Source organism: Pararhizobium mangrovi, from assembly GCF_006516965.1.
GTDB lineage: Bacteria > Pseudomonadota > Alphaproteobacteria > Rhizobiales > Rhizobiaceae > Pararhizobium_B > Pararhizobium_B mangrovi.
The window spans coordinates 18,698-34,486 of sequence record NZ_VHLH01000023.1; the positions used below are offsets into that span (position 1 = coordinate 18,698).

The window sequence follows — 15,789 nt, forward strand, 5'->3', positions numbered from 1 at the left end:
AATGGCTTTGTCACCGCACGCTCCATCACCTGCGAGCATGCACGAAATCGAAAGCCGCCGCGCTTGCAAAGGCGCGGCGGCTTGTCGTCGCCTTGCCGGAAGCGATCCTCAGGCGGCCGCCTCCTCGCGGTTCTCGCCGCGCAGTCCCAGCATATGGCAGATGGCGTAGACGAGCTTCGCGCGGTTCATCGTATAGAAGTGGAAGTCGTGCACGCCGCGCTCGACGAGATCCATGACCTGGTCGGCGGCGATCGTCGTGGCGACCAGCGCACGCGTCTCGGGGTCGTTTTCCAGCCCGTCGAAGCGCTCTCCAAGCCAGTCCGGAATATCGGCCCCGCACATGTTCGCGAACTTCGCGACCTGTCCGAAATTGTGGATCGGCAGGATGCCCGGCACGATCGGGATATAGATGCCCGCGCGTCGGGCACGCTCGACGTAGCGCTCATAGGCGTCGTTGTCGAAGAAGAACTGGGTGATCGCCCTCGTCGCACCGGCATCCATCTTGCGCTTAAGGAGATCGATATCCGTCGCGAAATCGGGACTTTCCGGGTGCTTTTCCGGGTAGGCAGAGACCGAAACCTCGAAATCCTCGTCGATCGCGCGGATGCCGGCGGCAAGCTCCGCACCGTTGGCATAGCCGCCCGGATGCGGCGCGTACTTGGTGCCGATGCCCCCTTGCGGATCGCCGCGCAGGGCCACGAAATGCTTCACGCCGACATCGGCGAACTCGCGCACGACGGCATCCACTTCCTCGCGCGTGGAACCGACGCAGGTCAGGTGCGCAGCTGCGGCAAGGTCGGTCTCGGCATGGATGCGGCGCACGGTATTGAGCGTCGGGCCGCGCGTGGAGCCGCCCGCGCCGTAGGTCACGGAGACGAAGTCGGGATGGTACGGGGCCAGACGGGTCACGCTCTCGAAGAGAGTCGTCTCCATGTCGCCGTTCTTCGGCGGAAAGAACTCGAAGGAGACGTTGATGCGGTTCGCGTTCAGCGATGCGTTGGATCGGCGAAGGATCGACATGAGGTCAGGCGGCTCCTCTTTGCGTTGCGGAGTCGTCGCCCTCGGCGACGAGCAGCCTGCGATCGCGCGCAAGCCAGATGGTGACGGTGAGCGACCTTTCGGACGCGGTGTCCGGCGGCAGGTCGATGACGGACTCGACTTCGAGATCGGCCTCTTCCAGCCAGTCCGACACGGTTTCATGGGAAAAGCCGAGGCGCTGATGCGCATGATCGGAACGCAGATATTCGAGATCGTGCGGGGCGAAATCAACGATGGCAAGGCGGCCCGCCGGCGCGAGCATGCGCGCGGCCTCGGCGATCGCCGAACCGGCATCCTGCACGAAATGCAACACCTGATGCACGGTCACGAGATCGTAGCGGTTGCGTTCCAGCGGCGGGTTGAAAAGGTCCCCATGGCGCACGGAGGCGTGCATGATGCGCGCCTCGTCGAGATTGGCCCTTGCGACGGAAAGCATGTTGCGGCTCGCGTCGACGCCGTAGCCACGGCGGTAGATGCCCTGGAAGAGTTGCAGGATCCGGCCCGTGCCGGTACCGAGATCGAGCATCGAATCGATCGGCTTCGAACCGACGAGTTCCACGAGCTTCGCCTCGACGCGCTCTTCGGGCACGTGGAGGCTGCGCAGTTCGTCCCAGCTTTCGGCGTTGCGGGCGAAATAGGCCTGCGCCCGTTCCGCACGGGCGCGCTTGACGCCGGAAAGTCGCTCCGCGTCGCGCGCGAGCACCGCATCCTGCGTATCGCTCGCCGCGATGAGGGTGCGCACCAAGGCGGATTCGCCGCCCTCGCCCGTCAGGCGGAAATAGGCCCAGGCGCCTTCCTGATAACGCTCGATGAGCCCTGCTTCCATCAGCAGTTTCAGATGACGCGAGATCCGCGGCTGCGACTGACCGAGAATCGCGGTCAGGTCGGTAACCGTCAGGTCGCCATCGGCCAGAAGGGCAACGAGACGCATACGCGTGGGCTCGCCGGCCGCTTTCAGCACATCCACCAGGGTATCGAGATCGAGACGGACCGGGTCCAGCACTACGCCCTCCAAATGATATAAAGATATGTTTATATCATTTGCGAGGCCTGCGCAAGGCGTCGCTTCGGTCTGCCGACCGGCGCGCGACGATCGTGCAGCGGCATTCTGCGACGCCGGATGTCGCTCGTAAAACGGTGGCGAACTGCAAGATCGAATGTTGCAGGCACGATGGTCCGGCTATTTCAGGTTCGGTTCAATTGCGGTTCGTGAATTAACGGTTGGGCAAGAGTGCCCGGTGATGCTCGCGCCAAAAGGAGGACAAGAATGCCTCAATCGCAGAAACACCCGAACTACCTGACGCGCCTGGCCGACGAAAGGCGACAATGGCCCCGGCGGCAGACCAATTTCGCCGTCCGCATCGTCTTCACGTCCCAAGGCGTCAAGAAGATGAAGGCGGTACGAGCGAGTGTGGTCAATCTTTCGGAGGGAGGCGCCGCGATCATCTCGAACGATTTGCCGGCGATTCCCCAGCATTTTTATATTGCGCTCGGAAAGTTCGAAGTTCTCATTCCGTGTGCCAGCCTGGGAATACGCTACGACGTGATGCGGCTACGCTTCGTCAAGGATCAGCCGACCGTGCTGATCGACGCCCTAAGCGCGGTCCGCTTTCCCATGGCACTGCTCGATCCGCTCGCGCACAGCGATTATGCAAACCTGCTGCGATACGCCGGCGATTCATGCGTCAAGCACACGCAGACCGGCAGCCGGACCCTTTACGCCAGGACGACCGACCGTGCCGACCGCCTTTTCGATGCGCGAGCGAGCGAGATCTAGGTCGTCCGCGCACCGAACGATATTCCGGTCCTCAATAAATCCACTGTTCGGGAAGCCGCAGCTTCACCGTTTCGCCTGCCACCACGCGTCCGGGCTTTTCGACCCATGCGACGAGACCGCGCCGGCGTTCGGCCGCCTTCGGAAAGGCGAGCGCCAGATCCTGCTGGGGCCGATCGGGATAATGACGCGCGATCGCGTTGCCGGCGATCCGGCACGGCCCGTTCTGGCTGTCGATCTTCACGGTCGCGCCCCCTTCGAAGAAAAGCAGCGTGCCGGCCGGCAGCATGGAAAAACGTTCCACCCCCTCGATCAACAGGTTCGCACCGATCCATTCGGGCTCGATATGTGCGATCTCCATCGCGCTCGCGGCTGCGGCCAGTTCGTCGGCGGCGACAAGGGAAAGCTGGCGTTCGTTGCGCATGGGCGTGCCGCGCGGATACCACGGCTCGCGCCCGCCGGACCGGCGCGTCGTTCCGGCATGCACGTCGCCGACGATACCTTCGAAGGTCAGATCGAGCGCATCGACGGACGCGCTGACGAAATCGCTTCCTCGCGCGGCGTAGGTCGCCGCGACGCGGCCTTCGAGCTTCCGTCCGGGCACGATCTCGATAAGCGAATCAGGCATTTCGACCATCACGACGACCCTTGTTCGACTTCGGGGAGTATCGCGCAAGCAGCCGCACGTGACCAGCCCGCACGGTTGCGGCGGCAATGGACGTCGGATAAACGGCGTCGGCCATTCAAACCTCGAGGTTTCAGTCCGATGATCGTGCGCCCCTTCCGTCTGAGCGATGCCGATACTGTCGTCGGCTGGTTCAAGACCGCACGCGAAGTCGCGACCTGGGGAAGCCCGGCACGCCGCTTTCCGCTCGATACGGTCGAGATCGCCGGATTCTTCGCCGAGACCGGCGGCGAACGCCCCGCAAAGCGCATGTGGATCGGGGAAGACGCGAACGGCCACGCGGCGGCGACCGCGACGACCTTTCTGAACTGGGATCAGGCGATCGCACGCATGGCGCTGATCGGCGTCGATCCCGCATGTCGCGGTCAGGGCCTGGCGCTGCCGTTTCTTCGCGACGTCGTCGACGCGACGATGGACAGCGCCCCGTTCGCACGCCTGGAACTCAACGTCTATACGTTCAACGAACCGGCGATCCGCACCTATGAACGCCTCGGCTTCGTTCGCGAAGGCGTCCATCGCTCCTCCGCCCGGTTCGGTTCGGAACGTTGGGACACGGCGCACATGGCGATGCTGCGCGACGAATGGGAAGCCGAACGGGCCGGCCGATCGATCGCATCAACCCGATGATGCGCGTCTTCGCCCTGATCGGCCTACCAAACCGAACGGCAAAACATCGCCGGAATGCCGGTTGACACCGGCAAAGCCGCCCCCTTATATCGCGCCGTCGCCGCGAGGCCCGATGATTTCCGGCCCGGCGCGATGGCGGAGTAGCTCAGTCGGTTAGAGCAGAGGAATCATAATCCTTGTGTCGGGAGTTCGAATCTCTCCTCCGCTACCATCCGCCCTTCTCGATCCGATCCGTCTTGCGAAAGCCGAAACGTTTTCGGCCCGGATATGTGTTCACGACGCCGATGGGCGGCCATAGGCGCCGGAAAGCGGATATCATTCGGCTTTGCGCCACGCTTCCTTGAGTTCGGCGACGATTTGGGTCGAGGTCCGGCGGGATGTTTCCGGCGCGAAGCCGAAGGCCCTGGCGCGTGCCGAGACCTTGGGAGCCGCTTCCGAGGCGGATGCGTGCAGTTCTTCGATGGGCAGGCGCCGAACGATTGCGGGAAGCGTGTCGGGACGGATGCCGGCACCGGGCATGAGGACGATGCGTCCGCGGGCCGTTCGCTCGAGGCCTTCCAGTCGGTCGAGGCCTTCCGTGGCGCGCGGTGCGCCGCCGGAGGTCAGGATGCGCTCGAAGCCGAGATCGATCGCGCATTCGAGCGCCCCGTTCAGGTCCGGGGCAAGATCGAAGGCGCGGTGAAGCGTCGTCGACAGGCCGAGATCGGCGGCATGGGCACGGAGGGCGCGCAGGCTCGCCGCGTCGAGCCGATCGTCCGGAAGGCTTGCGCCGAGAACGACGCCGGCGAGGCCCGCTTCGGCCGTGTCGTCGATATCGCCGCGCATCAAGTCGAAATCGCCCCGTTCGAAGACGAAGTCGCCCGCTCGCGGACGGATCATCGCGTTGACGGGGATCGGTGCGCTGGCGGCCAGCCGCATCAGGCTACGCTGCGGAGTCAGGCCACCGAGGGCGAGCGCCGAACACAGCTCGATGCGGTCGGCACCGCCGGCGATCGCGGCGGTGAGGCTTTCGGCCGTGTCGACACAGATTTCGAGAACGCGCGTCCTCACATCCGACCCGCTTGCGCGGCGAGCGCAGCCCCGACCAGGCCGCCATTGCCGGTGCATCGAGCGGGAACGACGAGCGGCTCGTCCGAGCGCCGCAGGATGCGCGCACGCACGCTTTCGTCGAGTGCTTCGAGCAAGGCGGTTTCCCGGCCGAGCCCACCGCCTACCGGGACGATGTCGGCACCGACCACGTTTACGCAGAAGGCAAGCGGCTGCGCGACGAGTTCGACGTAACATGCCAGCGTTTGCGCGACCCGGGGGTCGCGCACGCGCCATGCATCCATGATGTCGATGCTCGTCCATGTCTCGCCGGTCAGATGCGTGTGCAGGCGTTCGAGGCCGCGGGCGCCGCCGATGGTGTCGATGCAGCCGCGCTGCCCGCACCCGCAGGCAAACCAGGGAATGTCGACCGGTGGGTCGCCTGCCTGCTTCGCGAGGATCGGCGCGTGGCCCCATTCGCCGGCAAAGCCGCCCGCCCCCTCGACGAGCCGGCCCGAGACGACGAGGCCGCCGCCGACGCCCGTTCCCAGTATGACGCCGAAGACGACCCGGTGGCCCCGCCCCGCCCCGGCGCCGGCTTCCGCCAGCGCGAAGCAGTCGGCGTCGTTCGTCACGTGGACCGGACGGGCGAGCGCAGCCGAAAGATCTTCGGCCAGACGCCGTCCGTTGGCGCAGGGAACGTTGGCGCAGGTGATGCGTCCGCTCGACGGATCGACGACGCCGGCGATCGCGATCGACAGCGGCTGCGTTGGCGCACCCCCGGACGCCGCGAGTTCGTCGATCGCCCGGCAGAACGCCTCGAAATCGTCCGTCGGCGTCACGCGGGACCCGAGATCGCGAAGGTCGTTCGGCGAGCGTGCCAGGGCTGCCTTGATCGCCGAGCCGCCGATGTCGAAGCACACCGTCATGCTAAATCTTCCCTCGCGGACGATCCGCGTGTTCGCACATGATGACGCCGACCGGCGGGGTTGCTACAGACCGGTCCGCAACACGATGACGGGAGCGCGCCGCGTGCGCCGGGCTCCCGCCCCGAAAGGACGAAACCGTGTCCGAACCGACGAACGAGGGCAAGCCGCCGACGATCGCGGAGGTCGCCGCACGTGCCGGCGTATCCCGTGCGATCGCCTCGCGCGCGCTCTCGGCCGCACCGCGACCCGTTTCGGCCGAAAAACGCGCCCGCGTGCTCAAGGCGGCCGACGAACTCAACTATCATCCGAACCCGCTTGCCCGCAGCCTGACGACGAAGCGGCTCGACCTTGTCGCTGTGGTCGTCAACCATATCCACGATCTTTCCGACCTCGACATCTTCGACCTCCTGATCGAGGCAATTCAGCGCCACGGCAAGCAGGTCATCCTGGTGCGCGTCGGATCGGTGACGGGGGTCGCCGACCTGTTGCGCGAAGGCGTGTCCTACCATGTGGACGCCGCCCTCGTCTTTTCCGATTTCGCCGATGCCGCGACGGTGCGCCGCATGTTCCGCAGCGATCTCGTCGTCATGCTGAACGGGCTCCACGACGCGAAGTCGCCGGCAGTGCTCGGCGGCGACGAAGGCATTGCCGAAGCCGTTTCCCACGCGGCCGAAAACGGGGTAAAGACCGCCGCTCTCGTGACCGGCCGCCCCTCCTCGCTCGTCGAGCGCGTGCGGGCGGAAGCCTATCGCGCCGCCTTCGCCGAAACCGGCATTGCGCTCGTCAAGCTCGTCCAGGGTGATTACTCTTACGAGAGCGGCTACCTTGCAGCCGGCGAGATCGCCGAGGCCGGCCTGCCGGACGCGATCTTCTGCACGTCCGACGCCATGGCGATGGGCGTGCTCGACGCCAGGCGCGCCGACTTTCCACAGAACCGACCGACGCGCTTCCGGCTCTTCGGGTTCGACAACCTGTCGATGACGAATTTCGACGCCTACCCGATCTCCAGCATCGGCTACGACAAGGCCGACTACGTGGCGCAGATGCTGCGTTTTCTCGAGACACCGACACGCTTCGAACCGTCCGGCGGTCCGGTCGTGCTGCCGACCCGCTTCTTCCCGCGGCTGACGGGATAGGCGGCGCCGCGCGAGAGCGGCACCGCCGGCGCACTCACCACATCGGCAGCAGCTTCGGCGGGTTCGCGTCCTTGCCCCACCACTTCTTGTAGTTCGCCTCGTAGGCGCCGGACTCGATGTAGTCCGAGATGAAGAGGTCGAGCCAGCGCACGAACTCGAGATGGCCCTTCTGCACGCCCATGCTGATCGGCTCGTTCGAATAGAGACCGTCGAGCGTCTTGAGCTTGTCGTTCTTGCTGGCGAGGTAGTCGACGAGTGAGGAGTCCTCGATCGCCGCGTCGACGCGCTTCTGGCGAAGCTGGAGCACGCCGTTCGGCGAGAAATTGTCGACGTAGACGCGCTGGGCGTTCGGAGCCTTTTCTTCAAGGAACGTCGCGCCGGTCGTCCCACGGCCGACGACGACCTTCTTGCCGGCGAGATCCTTGAGCGAATTGATGCCGGAATCCTTCCAGGCAATCAGCCGCAGACCAGCGCGATTGTAGGGAATGGTGAAATCGATCGACTTCGCCCTTTCGAGCGTCGCCGTCGTATTGGCGACCACGACGTCGAGCTGGCCGGAGACGAGCATGGAAATGCGCGCGTCGCCCGAGACGTCGGTGAAGACCGGCTTCACGCCGATCGCCTCGGCGAGCCGTTTGGCGACGTCGACGTCGTAGCCGACCGGATTGTTCTGGTCGTCGCGGAAGCCGATCGGCTCGCCGCCGAGTGATACGCCGATACGGATCTCACCACGCGAGCGGATGTCGTCCAGCATTCCCGCCATGGCGGGGATCGGTGCGGACGCAAGGATCGCGAGCGCACCGAGAGCAGCAAGAATTCGCTTCATTATCAGTTCTCCCTCTGGGTATGGGCAGGTCGGGCGGTGCGAAGTTCCGGTTCCGCCATGCCCTCTTTCCACAGCCAGTACGTGATCGCGTCCTGGCAGCGGAAACTCGTAACCTCGTGATTGCCGCCGGCATCGATGGCATGGATGACGACGGGACCGAGAAAGCCGGTATCGAGTTCCGCCAGCTCTTCGACGGCAAGGTCGACGGCGTCGACGAGCGTGAAGCCGAGCTTAATGGCCAGCACGACCGTGCGCGACGTGGCGCAGCGGATCGTCATCTCGCCGGTATGGGTGCAGGCGGCCGCACCGTATCGGCTGTCGGCGTAAAAGCCGGCGCCGGCGATCGGCGAGTCGCCGAGGCGGCCTGGATATTTCCACGCCCAGCCCGAGGTCGAGGTCGCGGCCGCCATCTGGTCCTTCGCGTCACGGCAGAGAAAGACCGTCGTGTCGCGCACGCGCTCGGGATCGGTGATCGTGCGGCTGAGCGGCGCGAGCGGGATATCGGGGAACGCGGCCAGTTCTTCCCGGGAGAGTTCCTTTTCCAGCCGTTCGCGCCAGACGCGGCGGCTGTCTTCGAGAAGGGCTTCCTCGCGCGGCAGGCCGATCTCGTCGGCGAAGCGTCGCGCACCCTCGCCCGTCAGCGTCACGTGCGGCAGCCGCTCCATGACCGCGCGCGCGAGTGCGGCGACCGGCACGGTTTCCGGCACCGCGCCGACCGAACCGACGCCGCGGGTCGCACCGTCCATCACGCCGGCATCGAACTCCATGCGGCCGAGCATGTTCGGCCAGCCGCCATAGCCGACGCTGCGCACCTTCGTCTCGCGCTCGACATGGGCGATCCCGGCGAGGATGGCGTCGAGGCCCGCGCTACGCGACTTCAGGAGGTCGGCGCTCTCGGAAATGCCGGGCCAGGCTTCGGAATTGGCAAGCAGGATCATCGGCGTTCAGTCCTTGCGCATCTTCGAGAGGAATTGTGCGACGCGCGCATTCGCCATGCCACCGTCTTCGGCGAAGAACGTCTCGCACGGCAGGTCCACGAGAAGCCTGCCCTGATCGAGGAAGACGATGCGGTCGGATATCGAACGGGCGAACGCCACCTCGTGCGTGACGAAGATCATCGTCGTTCCCCTGCCGGTCAGGTCGGCAAGGATTTCGAGCACTTCGGCCGTCATCTCCGGATCGAGCGCGCTCGTCACCTCGTCGAGCAGCAGGTAGCGCGGCTTCATCGCGAGCGCCCGACAGATGCCGACGCGCTGGCGCTGGCCGCCGGAAAGCTGGGCGGGATAGGCGTCCGCGCGGTCGCCGAGCCCGACGGACTCAAGCAGCGCCCGCCCCTCCTTCTCGGCCTCCGCCGCGTTTCGCTTGAGGACCTCGACCGGTGCCAGCGTCACGTTTCGCAACGCGCTCAGATGCGGATAGAGGTTGAAGAGCTGGAAGACCGTACCGGAGCGCTTGCGCGCCTCGGCGAGTTCCTTCGGGTTCGACACGTCGAAGTCGTCAACCGTGATCCGTCCGGCGTCGATCCTTTCGAGCCCGTTGATGCAGCGGATCAGCGTCGACTTGCCGGAACCGCTCGAGCCCAGGATCGAGACCACCTCGCCGGGTTCGATCGAAAGGTCGATCCCGTCGAGCACGGTGACTTTGCCGAACGCCTTCTTAAGGTTCTCGATGCGGATCATGGCTTCACAGCCCCTTCCATGCACTATGGGCCGTCAGCCGCCGCTCGACGAAGCCGCCGGCAAGCGCGATAATCTTCGCGGCGAGATAGTAGAGCACGCCAACGACCGTCCACACGATGAACGGCTTCAGCGTGCGCATGTTGAGGATGTCGCCGACCTTCGTCAGGTCGACCACGCCGATCACCGAGATGAGCGAGGTCACCTGAAGCTGGTTGACGAGCAGCGCCGTCAGCGGCCCGGTCGCGAAGGCGACGGCTTGCGGCGCGATGACGTGACGAAGGACCTGCCAGCGCGTGAGGCCGAAGACGCGACCCGCCTCGATCTGCTCGCGATCGATCGATTCGACCGCCGACACGACGATGACGTAGACGAAAGCCGCCGTATTCAGAGCCAGCGTGAAGAAGGCCGCCTCGAACGGCGTGACGTCGATTTTGAAGAGCGCCGGAATGCCGAAGAAGACGAGGAAGAGCTGAACGAGCACCGGCGAGTTCTTCAGCATTTCCGTGACGAAGGTAACGAGCTCGCGCGCCACCAGCACGCGGTAGTAACGGACGACGGCAAGCAGCGCACCGAGGACCACGCCGACGAGCGATGTCGTGAGGAAGAGCGTCAACGAAACGCCAAGTCCGTTCAGAAGCAGGACGATGTCGTGCGGTCCGAAATCGGCGTAGCGCATCACACGGCCTCCAGCACGCCGCGGTTCAGGCGGCGGTGGAAGCGGGCGATGGCGATCGAGAGCAGATAGGTGAGGCTCGCATAGGCCAGGAGAAGCACGGCGTAGACCTCGAACGGACGAAAGGTCTGCGACGCGACGATCTTGGCGCTGCCGGTCAATTCGTTGAGCGTGATCGTGGACAGGATCGACGACGTCAGGATGAGGTTGATCAGCACCGAACCGAGCGGTCGCACGGAAAGACGAAGCGCGATCGGCATGACGATCTTCAGGAACGTCGTCCGCCGCGAAAGCCCATAGACCTGAGCCGCCTCGACGATCCCCGGATCGATGGCCAGGATGCCGGAGCGGATGACGTCGGAAGCGAAGGCCCCGCCCGCGATCGAAAGCGCCAGAACGCCGGTGGCGAACGCATCCACGTAAATGCCGAGTTCGGGCAGCCCGTAATAGAAGAAGAAGAGCTGAACGAGGAACGGAATGTTGCGGAAGATGTCGACATAGACGGTGGCAATGCCGCGCAAGAGCCGCGAGCCCGAAGCGCGCATCATGGCGATGGCCGCGCCGACGACGACGGCGCCGGCAAGCGCCAGCACGCAGACTTCGACCGTAAGAAGCGCTCCCTGCGCCAGCAAGGCGATGTGGGGCGCCAGATCGGAAACGATGAGGTTCAAACCGGCAACCGTTCGAGTGAAACCGATTTCAGTTTCGACCGCATCGCGCGCGGTTGTCAAGGCTATCGAGCGACCGGCACGCATGTGCTCGCGCAGGCCGGATATCCCCTCGCGGCACGTCGTGCACCGGCGAACCGGCGCGACACCGGCGGCCCGTTGGCCGGACGTTGCCGCGAACGGTTGCCGGGTCGTTCAGTTCGCGCGGGCCAGAAGGTCGACGCCCATCTGGTCGAACAGGTCCAGATAGTCGAGCAGGACCCAGTTCTCCATGACCTTGCCTTGAGCGCAGCGGTAAAAGTCCATCACGCGAAGGCTCAGCGCCTTGTTCGTCGCCGGAACGCCTAGGTAGTCGCCCCTGTGCGTCATGGTCATCGAGGGCCATCCGGAAACCGCCGCGTAGTCGCCGTCGCCGATCCGGCAGTAATGGTTGCCGCCCTCGCGGTCGGGAAACGCCTTCAGGAAGGGCTCGCGATGGTCCTTCACGAACCCGTCCCACCGGTAGTTCGAACCGATCCCGCCCGGCCCGAACCACAGCATGTCTTCATGCCAGTATCCTTCGTCACCGGTCTGCCTGTCGGAGGAAAAAGTCGCCGGATCGAACGCGTGGAGATCGCCAAGCATGCCTTCGACGACGTCGAGGCTCCCCTCGCCGCTCTCGCGGTTTGCCGGAAGGACGCCGTCATGCGTCGCCGGGCCGGGGAACAGCATTTCCGTTCCCAGTTCGTCAGGCAGGGGAAAGCATCCGGCCTGGCGCATCAGGTCGATGAAATCGAAGATGATCTTCGCCTCGACGATCTTGCCCTCTTCCACCCGGTAGAATTCGCCCGAACGCAGGAAAGCCAGCCGCCCGCTCGGCCTGATGCCGCAAAGCGCCTCTTCGAAATTTCCGAGGTAGTGGGTGATGGATGCGACCCACTGGCCGTGCTCGGCGCGACGGTTGCGCGCGCCGATGAAGATCTCATCGCGCCGGCGCGTGTGGCGCAGCGCGCGGCGAAGCGGCAGGACGACACGTTCGAGCACGGCCTCGCGGCCCTCGACGCGATTGATGGGAAACGCGACGTCGAAGACGCAATCGGCCGCCAGATGCTTTTCGGCAAGGTCGCGAAGCGCCGTCTCGGGCGATGCGACCAAGCCTTCCAGGATAGTCCGTGTTTCGCCGCGAAAGTCCGCCATTCCAGTGCTCCGAACGGTTTTTGAAATCGTTTGCAAAATAGGGTTGCCAAAGCGAGCCGGCCGTGTCTAGTCTTTTTGCAAACGAATTCAAAAACGGGAACGACAGCGTTTGGCAGAGGTTCAGCTGCGTAACGTAACGAAGCACTGGGGCGGGTTCACCGCGGTCGACGACCTCAGCCTGACGATCGCCGATCACGAGTTTCTCGTGCTCCTCGGCCCGTCCGGTTGCGGCAAGACGACGACGATGCGCATGATCGCCGGTCTCTCCGATGTGTCGGGTGGCGAGATCCGGATCGACGGGCGCAAGGTCAACGCGCTGGAGCCCAAGGATCGCGACGTCGCAATGGTGTTCCAGAACTACGGGCTCTATCCGAACCTGAACGTCTACGAGAACATCCGCTTCCCCCTCAAGGTCCGCAAGATCGACGCGTCGACGCATCGCGAGCGGGTACTGAAGGCCGCCGAACTCGTCGAGTTGCAGGATCTGCTCGAACGCCGCCCGCGCGAGCTTTCCGGCGGCCAGCGCCAGCGCGTGGCCCTCGCGCGTGCCATCGTGCGCGAGCCGAACGTCTTCCTGATGGACGAACCGCTTTCCAATCTCGACGCGAAGCTTCGGGTCTCCACCCGCGCGCAGATCAAGAACCTGCAGCATGAGCTCAGCGTCACCACCGTCTACGTCACGCACGACCAGATCGAGGCGATGACGCTCGCCGACCGCGTCGTTGTCATGAACCGCGGCGTCGTACAGCAGATCGGCACGCCGATGGAGATCTACGACCGCCCGTCGAACACGTTCGTCGCCGGTTTCATCGGCTCGCCGGCGATGAACCTCATCGAGGGCAGCCTTGCCGGCGGCGTCTTCAAGGCGGGCGATATGCGTGTCTCCGGCCTTCCCGACGACGGCCGTGACGGGGACGTCGTGCTCGGCTTTCGCGCGGAGGATGCCTTCGTCGCGGACGGTGAAGAGCCGGCGGAACTCGAAGCGGCGATCTACAGCGTCGAGCTGCAGGGCGACGCGACCATGGTCACGATGCGCGTCGGCGGGGAACTGTGTTCCATCAAGGCGGCGAAGAGCTTCGAGGCACGCATCGGCGACCCGCTGCGCGTGCGCATTCCATCCGGCATCTGCCACCGCTTCGACAAGAAGACCGGCGCGCGGCTTTGAGGCACGCGGGCAAGCCGTCCATTCGGTTCGTGAACGACCTTCAAGAAGGGAACTCGAAATGATGAAGAGCATCACAGCAGCCTTACTCCTGTCCGCCGCCACGGCCCTGCCGGCGCACGCGGCATGCGCCTTCAAGAACACCGTGCCGCTGAAGACGATCTCGGCCGGCTTCCAGGCCTGGAAATCGGTGACGTCCGCCATGCAGGAATGCGGCAACGTCCAGTCGGACATGGACCAGAACTTCCAGGAAAAGGAGCCGGCCGCGCTCGCCGCGAACCCCGCCCTTTACCAGATTGCCGGCGTTGCCAACGAAACGCTCGTTCCGCTTCTCAACGACGGCACCATCCGTCCGCTCGACGCGCTGATCAAGAAGTACGGCGGCCAGTTGCAGTCGAACCAGCTCATCAAGATCAACGGCAAGACCATGGCCATCGCCATGGACGTCAACCTCGAAAACCTGATGTACCGCAAGGACATCTTCGAGAAGCTGAATATCGCGGTACCGAAGAACTACGACGAGGTTCTCGACGCGGCGAAGAAGATCCAGAAGTCCGGTCTCGTCCAGTACCCGCTCGGCGCCACCTATCAGAGCGGCTGGAACATCGCCAACGAGTTCGTGAACCTCTACCTCGGCTTCGACGGCAAGCTGTTCGGCGACCACAACGAGCCCGCGATCAAGTCCGAGGCGGGCGTCAAGACGCTGAAGATGATGAAGGCGCTCTCGCAGTACATGGACCCCGAATACCTGACGGCGGACTCCACCTACGTCCAGCGTCAGCTCCAGGAAGGCAAGATCGCGATGTCCAATCTGTGGGCCTCGCGTGCCGGCGCCATGGAAAACAAGCAGGAATCGCAAGTCGTCGGCAAAATCGGCATGGCGGCCGCACCCTCCGCCTATCCGGGCGGCAAGCCGGCGACCGCCGTCTGGTGGGATGGCATCACGATCGCCAAGAACATCACCGACGAGCAGGCCGATGCCGCGTTCCGTGTCGCCATGGAAGGCATCGACACCGAGATGGCGAAGGCCAACAGCGAGGACGTGATCTGGCTGATCAAGGGGTACGAGCCCGGACCGCTTGCAGAAGGCGTCGCGGCTTCGGCTGATGCGGGCGCACCCCCCTACCCCGCCTCGACGGCGATGGGCGTGATGCAGACGGCGATCGGCAACGGTGTCCCGGACTTCATGACCGGCAAGAAGTCGGCCGAGGCCACGCTCGCCTCGATCGAGGACGACTACCGCACCGGCGCCAAGGAAAAGGGTCTGCTCCAGTAGGACGATCGGACCGCCCGGACGCCGGCATCGGTGTCCGGGCCCCTTCGCTTGCTTGCAGGATGATCGGAGAGCCACGCTTTGAAACCGCGGATATTCCTGTTCTTCGTCGGCCCGTCGCTCTTCCTGATGACGCTCTTCATCGCGGTTCCGCTCGTCAGCGTGTTCGTGCAGAGCTTCTTCGTCACCCATCAGGTTTTCCACGAGGTTACGACGAAGAGCTGTTCTCCGGGCTTCATGAAGCAGACCTGCACGGAGAGCACGCGTACCGAGCCTGTCCTCGGCCCCGACGGCGTGCCCAAGACGGAAACGCATTTCGTCGGTCTCGGCTCCTATCGGAGCCTTTTGAAGCCGGCAGCCGTCAAGGCCGCGTTCTCGGCGGCCGGAAACGGCATCGGCGACCTTCTGAATATCGACTTCTACCGGGCGCTGCGTTTCACGCTGACCTTTACCCTCGTGACGCTGCCCCTCGTGATCGGCTTCGGCATGCTGACGGCGCTCGCACTCAACAACGTGACGCAAGCCGTTCGCGGGCCGCTGATCTTCACCTTCCTGCTGCCGTTCATCATCACGCCCATCATCGGCGCGCTCGCCATGCGCTGGCTGTTCGTGGGCAACGGAATCATGGCCGATGCGCTGAACGGGCTGCTCTCACAACATTTCGCCATTCTCGCGCATGGCTGGTCGCTCGAACTGCTCATGCTGTTCTTCCGCGTGTGGTACGTCGCCCCCTTCGCCTTCGTCATCTTCTATGCCGGGCTGCAGACCGTCGACCGGGACGTCATGGAATCGGCGATCGTCGACGGCGCCTCGCGCGTCGAGCGCCTGCGCTACGTCATCATTCCGCATCTCGCGCCGCTCATCACCTTCGTCGCGCTGATCCATCTCATGGACGCCTACCGCGTCTTCGAGGAGATCATCGGCTTTTCGAGCCAGGCGCATCGCATTTCCCTGCAATGGCTGACCTACGATCTGCTGGTTCCCGATTCGAGCGGAAACCGCGCGATCTCGCGCGCCTCGGCATCGTCGATGCTGACGCTGATCGGCATCGTCATTTTGCTGATACCGCTGCTGCGCCGTGCGTGGCGCGAGCATCTGGGCAGAGGCTGAGGATGCT

At 64.6% G+C, this 15,789-nt stretch carries 17 protein-coding genes and 1 tRNA gene; 7 read left to right on the forward strand and 11 right to left on the reverse strand.

Features of this window, described 5'->3' with window-relative positions; genetic code table 11:
* Positions 1 to 108: 108 nt before the first annotated feature.
* Positions 109 to 1,020: a methylenetetrahydrofolate reductase [NAD(P)H] gene (metF, locus tag FJU11_RS12395; RefSeq protein ID WP_141167380.1), complete on the reverse strand. Its 912-nt coding sequence runs from the start codon at positions 1,018 to 1,020 to the stop codon at positions 109 to 111.
* Between the two features lie 4 nt (positions 1,021 to 1,024).
* Positions 1,025 to 2,041, reverse strand: coding sequence for an ArsR/SmtB family transcription factor (locus FJU11_RS12400; protein ID WP_141167381.1), 1,017 nt, complete (start codon positions 2,039 to 2,041; stop codon positions 1,025 to 1,027).
* 228 nt (positions 2,042 to 2,269) lie between these two features.
* Here FJU11_RS12400 and FJU11_RS12405 point away from each other — a divergent pair, with 228 nt between their 5' ends.
* Positions 2,270 to 2,815: a PilZ domain-containing protein gene (locus tag FJU11_RS12405; protein WP_181408172.1), complete on the forward strand. Its 546-nt coding sequence runs from the start codon at positions 2,270 to 2,272 to the stop codon at positions 2,813 to 2,815.
* Between the two features lie 31 nt (positions 2,816 to 2,846).
* Here the strand turns inward: FJU11_RS12405 and FJU11_RS12410 are convergent, their stop codons facing one another.
* On the reverse strand, positions 2,847 to 3,440 hold the full coding sequence (locus FJU11_RS12410; protein ID WP_235891013.1) for an MOSC domain-containing protein: 594 nt from the start codon (positions 3,438 to 3,440) through the stop codon (positions 2,847 to 2,849).
* Between the two features lie 138 nt (positions 3,441 to 3,578).
* Between FJU11_RS12410 and FJU11_RS12415 the strand changes: the two genes are divergently transcribed.
* Both FJU11_RS12415 and FJU11_RS12420 read left to right on the forward strand, forming a co-directional pair.
* Entirely contained in the window at positions 3,579 to 4,124 is a 546-nt protein-coding gene (locus FJU11_RS12415) for a GNAT family N-acetyltransferase (protein WP_141167384.1), read from the forward strand.
* 134 nt (positions 4,125 to 4,258) lie between these two features.
* A tRNA-Met gene (locus FJU11_RS12420) sits at positions 4,259 to 4,335 on the forward strand.
* 104 nt (positions 4,336 to 4,439) lie between these two features.
* On the opposite strand, the gene FJU11_RS12425 is transcribed toward FJU11_RS12420, so the two are convergent.
* Both FJU11_RS12425 and FJU11_RS12430 read right to left on the reverse strand, forming a co-directional pair.
* Positions 4,440 to 5,231 (reverse strand): copper homeostasis protein CutC, encoded by a 792-nt coding sequence (locus FJU11_RS12425; protein WP_141167385.1) that lies wholly within the window; start codon positions 5,229 to 5,231, stop codon positions 4,440 to 4,442.
* On the reverse strand, positions 5,171 to 6,079 hold the full coding sequence (locus tag FJU11_RS12430) for an ROK family protein (protein WP_141167386.1): 909 nt from the start codon (positions 6,077 to 6,079) through the stop codon (positions 5,171 to 5,173). Before FJU11_RS12430 ends, FJU11_RS12425 begins: the two co-directional genes overlap by 61 nt.
* 137 nt (positions 6,080 to 6,216) lie before the next feature.
* Here FJU11_RS12430 and FJU11_RS12435 point away from each other — a divergent pair, with 137 nt between their 5' ends.
* Positions 6,217 to 7,215 (forward strand): LacI family DNA-binding transcriptional regulator, encoded by a 999-nt coding sequence (locus FJU11_RS12435; protein ID WP_141167387.1) that lies wholly within the window; start codon positions 6,217 to 6,219, stop codon positions 7,213 to 7,215.
* 34 nt (positions 7,216 to 7,249) lie between these two features.
* On the opposite strand, the gene FJU11_RS12440 is transcribed toward FJU11_RS12435, so the two are convergent.
* The 6 genes from FJU11_RS12440 to FJU11_RS12465 all read right to left on the reverse strand — a co-directional run bounded on the left by FJU11_RS12440 (position 7,250) and on the right by FJU11_RS12465 (position 12,237).
* Positions 7,250 to 8,041, reverse strand: coding sequence for a transporter substrate-binding domain-containing protein (locus FJU11_RS12440; protein WP_141167388.1), 792 nt, complete (start codon positions 8,039 to 8,041; stop codon positions 7,250 to 7,252).
* A gap of 2 nt (positions 8,042 to 8,043) precedes the next feature.
* Complete coding sequence (locus FJU11_RS12445; protein ID WP_141167389.1) at positions 8,044 to 8,979, reverse strand: isoaspartyl peptidase/L-asparaginase; 936 nt, start codon at positions 8,977 to 8,979, stop codon at positions 8,044 to 8,046.
* Positions 8,980 to 8,985: 6 nt separating this feature from the next.
* On the reverse strand, positions 8,986 to 9,720 hold the full coding sequence (locus FJU11_RS12450) for an amino acid ABC transporter ATP-binding protein (protein WP_141167390.1): 735 nt from the start codon (positions 9,718 to 9,720) through the stop codon (positions 8,986 to 8,988).
* 4 nt (positions 9,721 to 9,724) lie between these two features.
* Positions 9,725 to 10,396, reverse strand: coding sequence for an amino acid ABC transporter permease (locus FJU11_RS12455; protein ID WP_141167391.1), 672 nt, complete (start codon positions 10,394 to 10,396; stop codon positions 9,725 to 9,727).
* Complete coding sequence (locus FJU11_RS12460; protein WP_141167392.1) at positions 10,396 to 11,064, reverse strand: amino acid ABC transporter permease; 669 nt, start codon at positions 11,062 to 11,064, stop codon at positions 10,396 to 10,398. Before FJU11_RS12460 ends, FJU11_RS12455 begins: the two co-directional genes overlap by 1 nt.
* A 192-nt stretch (positions 11,065 to 11,256) precedes the next feature.
* A complete protein-coding gene (locus FJU11_RS12465; RefSeq protein ID WP_141167393.1) occupies positions 11,257 to 12,237 on the reverse strand; it encodes an ester cyclase in 981 nt (326 codons plus the stop codon).
* A 109-nt stretch (positions 12,238 to 12,346) separates the two neighbouring features.
* Between FJU11_RS12465 and FJU11_RS12470 the strand changes: the two genes are divergently transcribed.
* The 3 genes from FJU11_RS12470 (at position 12,347) to FJU11_RS12480 (ending at position 15,782) form a co-directional block, all read left to right on the forward strand.
* Complete coding sequence (locus tag FJU11_RS12470; RefSeq protein WP_141167394.1) at positions 12,347 to 13,402, forward strand: ABC transporter ATP-binding protein; 1,056 nt, start codon at positions 12,347 to 12,349, stop codon at positions 13,400 to 13,402.
* 58 nt (positions 13,403 to 13,460) lie between these two features.
* On the forward strand, positions 13,461 to 14,675 hold the full coding sequence (locus FJU11_RS12475) for an ABC transporter substrate-binding protein (protein WP_141167395.1): 1,215 nt from the start codon (positions 13,461 to 13,463) through the stop codon (positions 14,673 to 14,675).
* Between the two features lie 78 nt (positions 14,676 to 14,753).
* Positions 14,754 to 15,782 (forward strand): carbohydrate ABC transporter permease, encoded by a 1,029-nt coding sequence (locus FJU11_RS12480; RefSeq protein WP_141167396.1) that lies wholly within the window; start codon positions 14,754 to 14,756, stop codon positions 15,780 to 15,782.
* Positions 15,783 to 15,789: the final 7 nt, after the last annotated feature.

What these genes read in the sequence shown, in the direction of transcription:
- FJU11_RS12475 (WP_141167395.1), top strand. Translation starts at nt 13,461, where the DNA reads ATGATGAAGAGCATCACAGCAGCCTTACTCCTGTCCGCCGCCACGGCC.
- FJU11_RS12430 (WP_141167386.1), bottom strand. Translation starts at nt 6,079, where the DNA reads ATGACGGTGTGCTTCGACATCGGCGGCTCGGCGATCAAGGCAGCCCTG.
- FJU11_RS12450 (WP_141167390.1), bottom strand. Translation starts at nt 9,720, where the DNA reads ATGATCCGCATCGAGAACCTTAAGAAGGCGTTCGGCAAAGTCACCGTG.
- FJU11_RS12445 (WP_141167389.1), bottom strand. Translation starts at nt 8,979, where the DNA reads ATGATCCTGCTTGCCAATTCCGAAGCCTGGCCCGGCATTTCCGAGAGC.
- FJU11_RS12415 (WP_141167384.1), top strand. Translation starts at nt 3,579, where the DNA reads ATGATCGTGCGCCCCTTCCGTCTGAGCGATGCCGATACTGTCGTCGGC.
- FJU11_RS12425 (WP_141167385.1), bottom strand. Translation starts at nt 5,231, where the DNA reads ATGCACCGGCAATGGCGGCCTGGTCGGGGCTGCGCTCGCCGCGCAAGC.
- FJU11_RS12410 (WP_235891013.1), bottom strand. Translation starts at nt 3,440, where the DNA reads ATGCCTGATTCGCTTATCGAGATCGTGCCCGGACGGAAGCTCGAAGGC.
- FJU11_RS12465 (WP_141167393.1), bottom strand. Translation starts at nt 12,237, where the DNA reads ATGGCGGACTTTCGCGGCGAAACACGGACTATCCTGGAAGGCTTGGTC.
- FJU11_RS12455 (WP_141167391.1), bottom strand. Translation starts at nt 10,396, where the DNA reads ATGCGCTACGCCGATTTCGGACCGCACGACATCGTCCTGCTTCTGAAC.
- metF (WP_141167380.1), bottom strand. Translation starts at nt 1,020, where the DNA reads ATGTCGATCCTTCGCCGATCCAACGCATCGCTGAACGCGAACCGCATC.
- FJU11_RS12440 (WP_141167388.1), bottom strand. Translation starts at nt 8,041, where the DNA reads ATGAAGCGAATTCTTGCTGCTCTCGGTGCGCTCGCGATCCTTGCGTCC.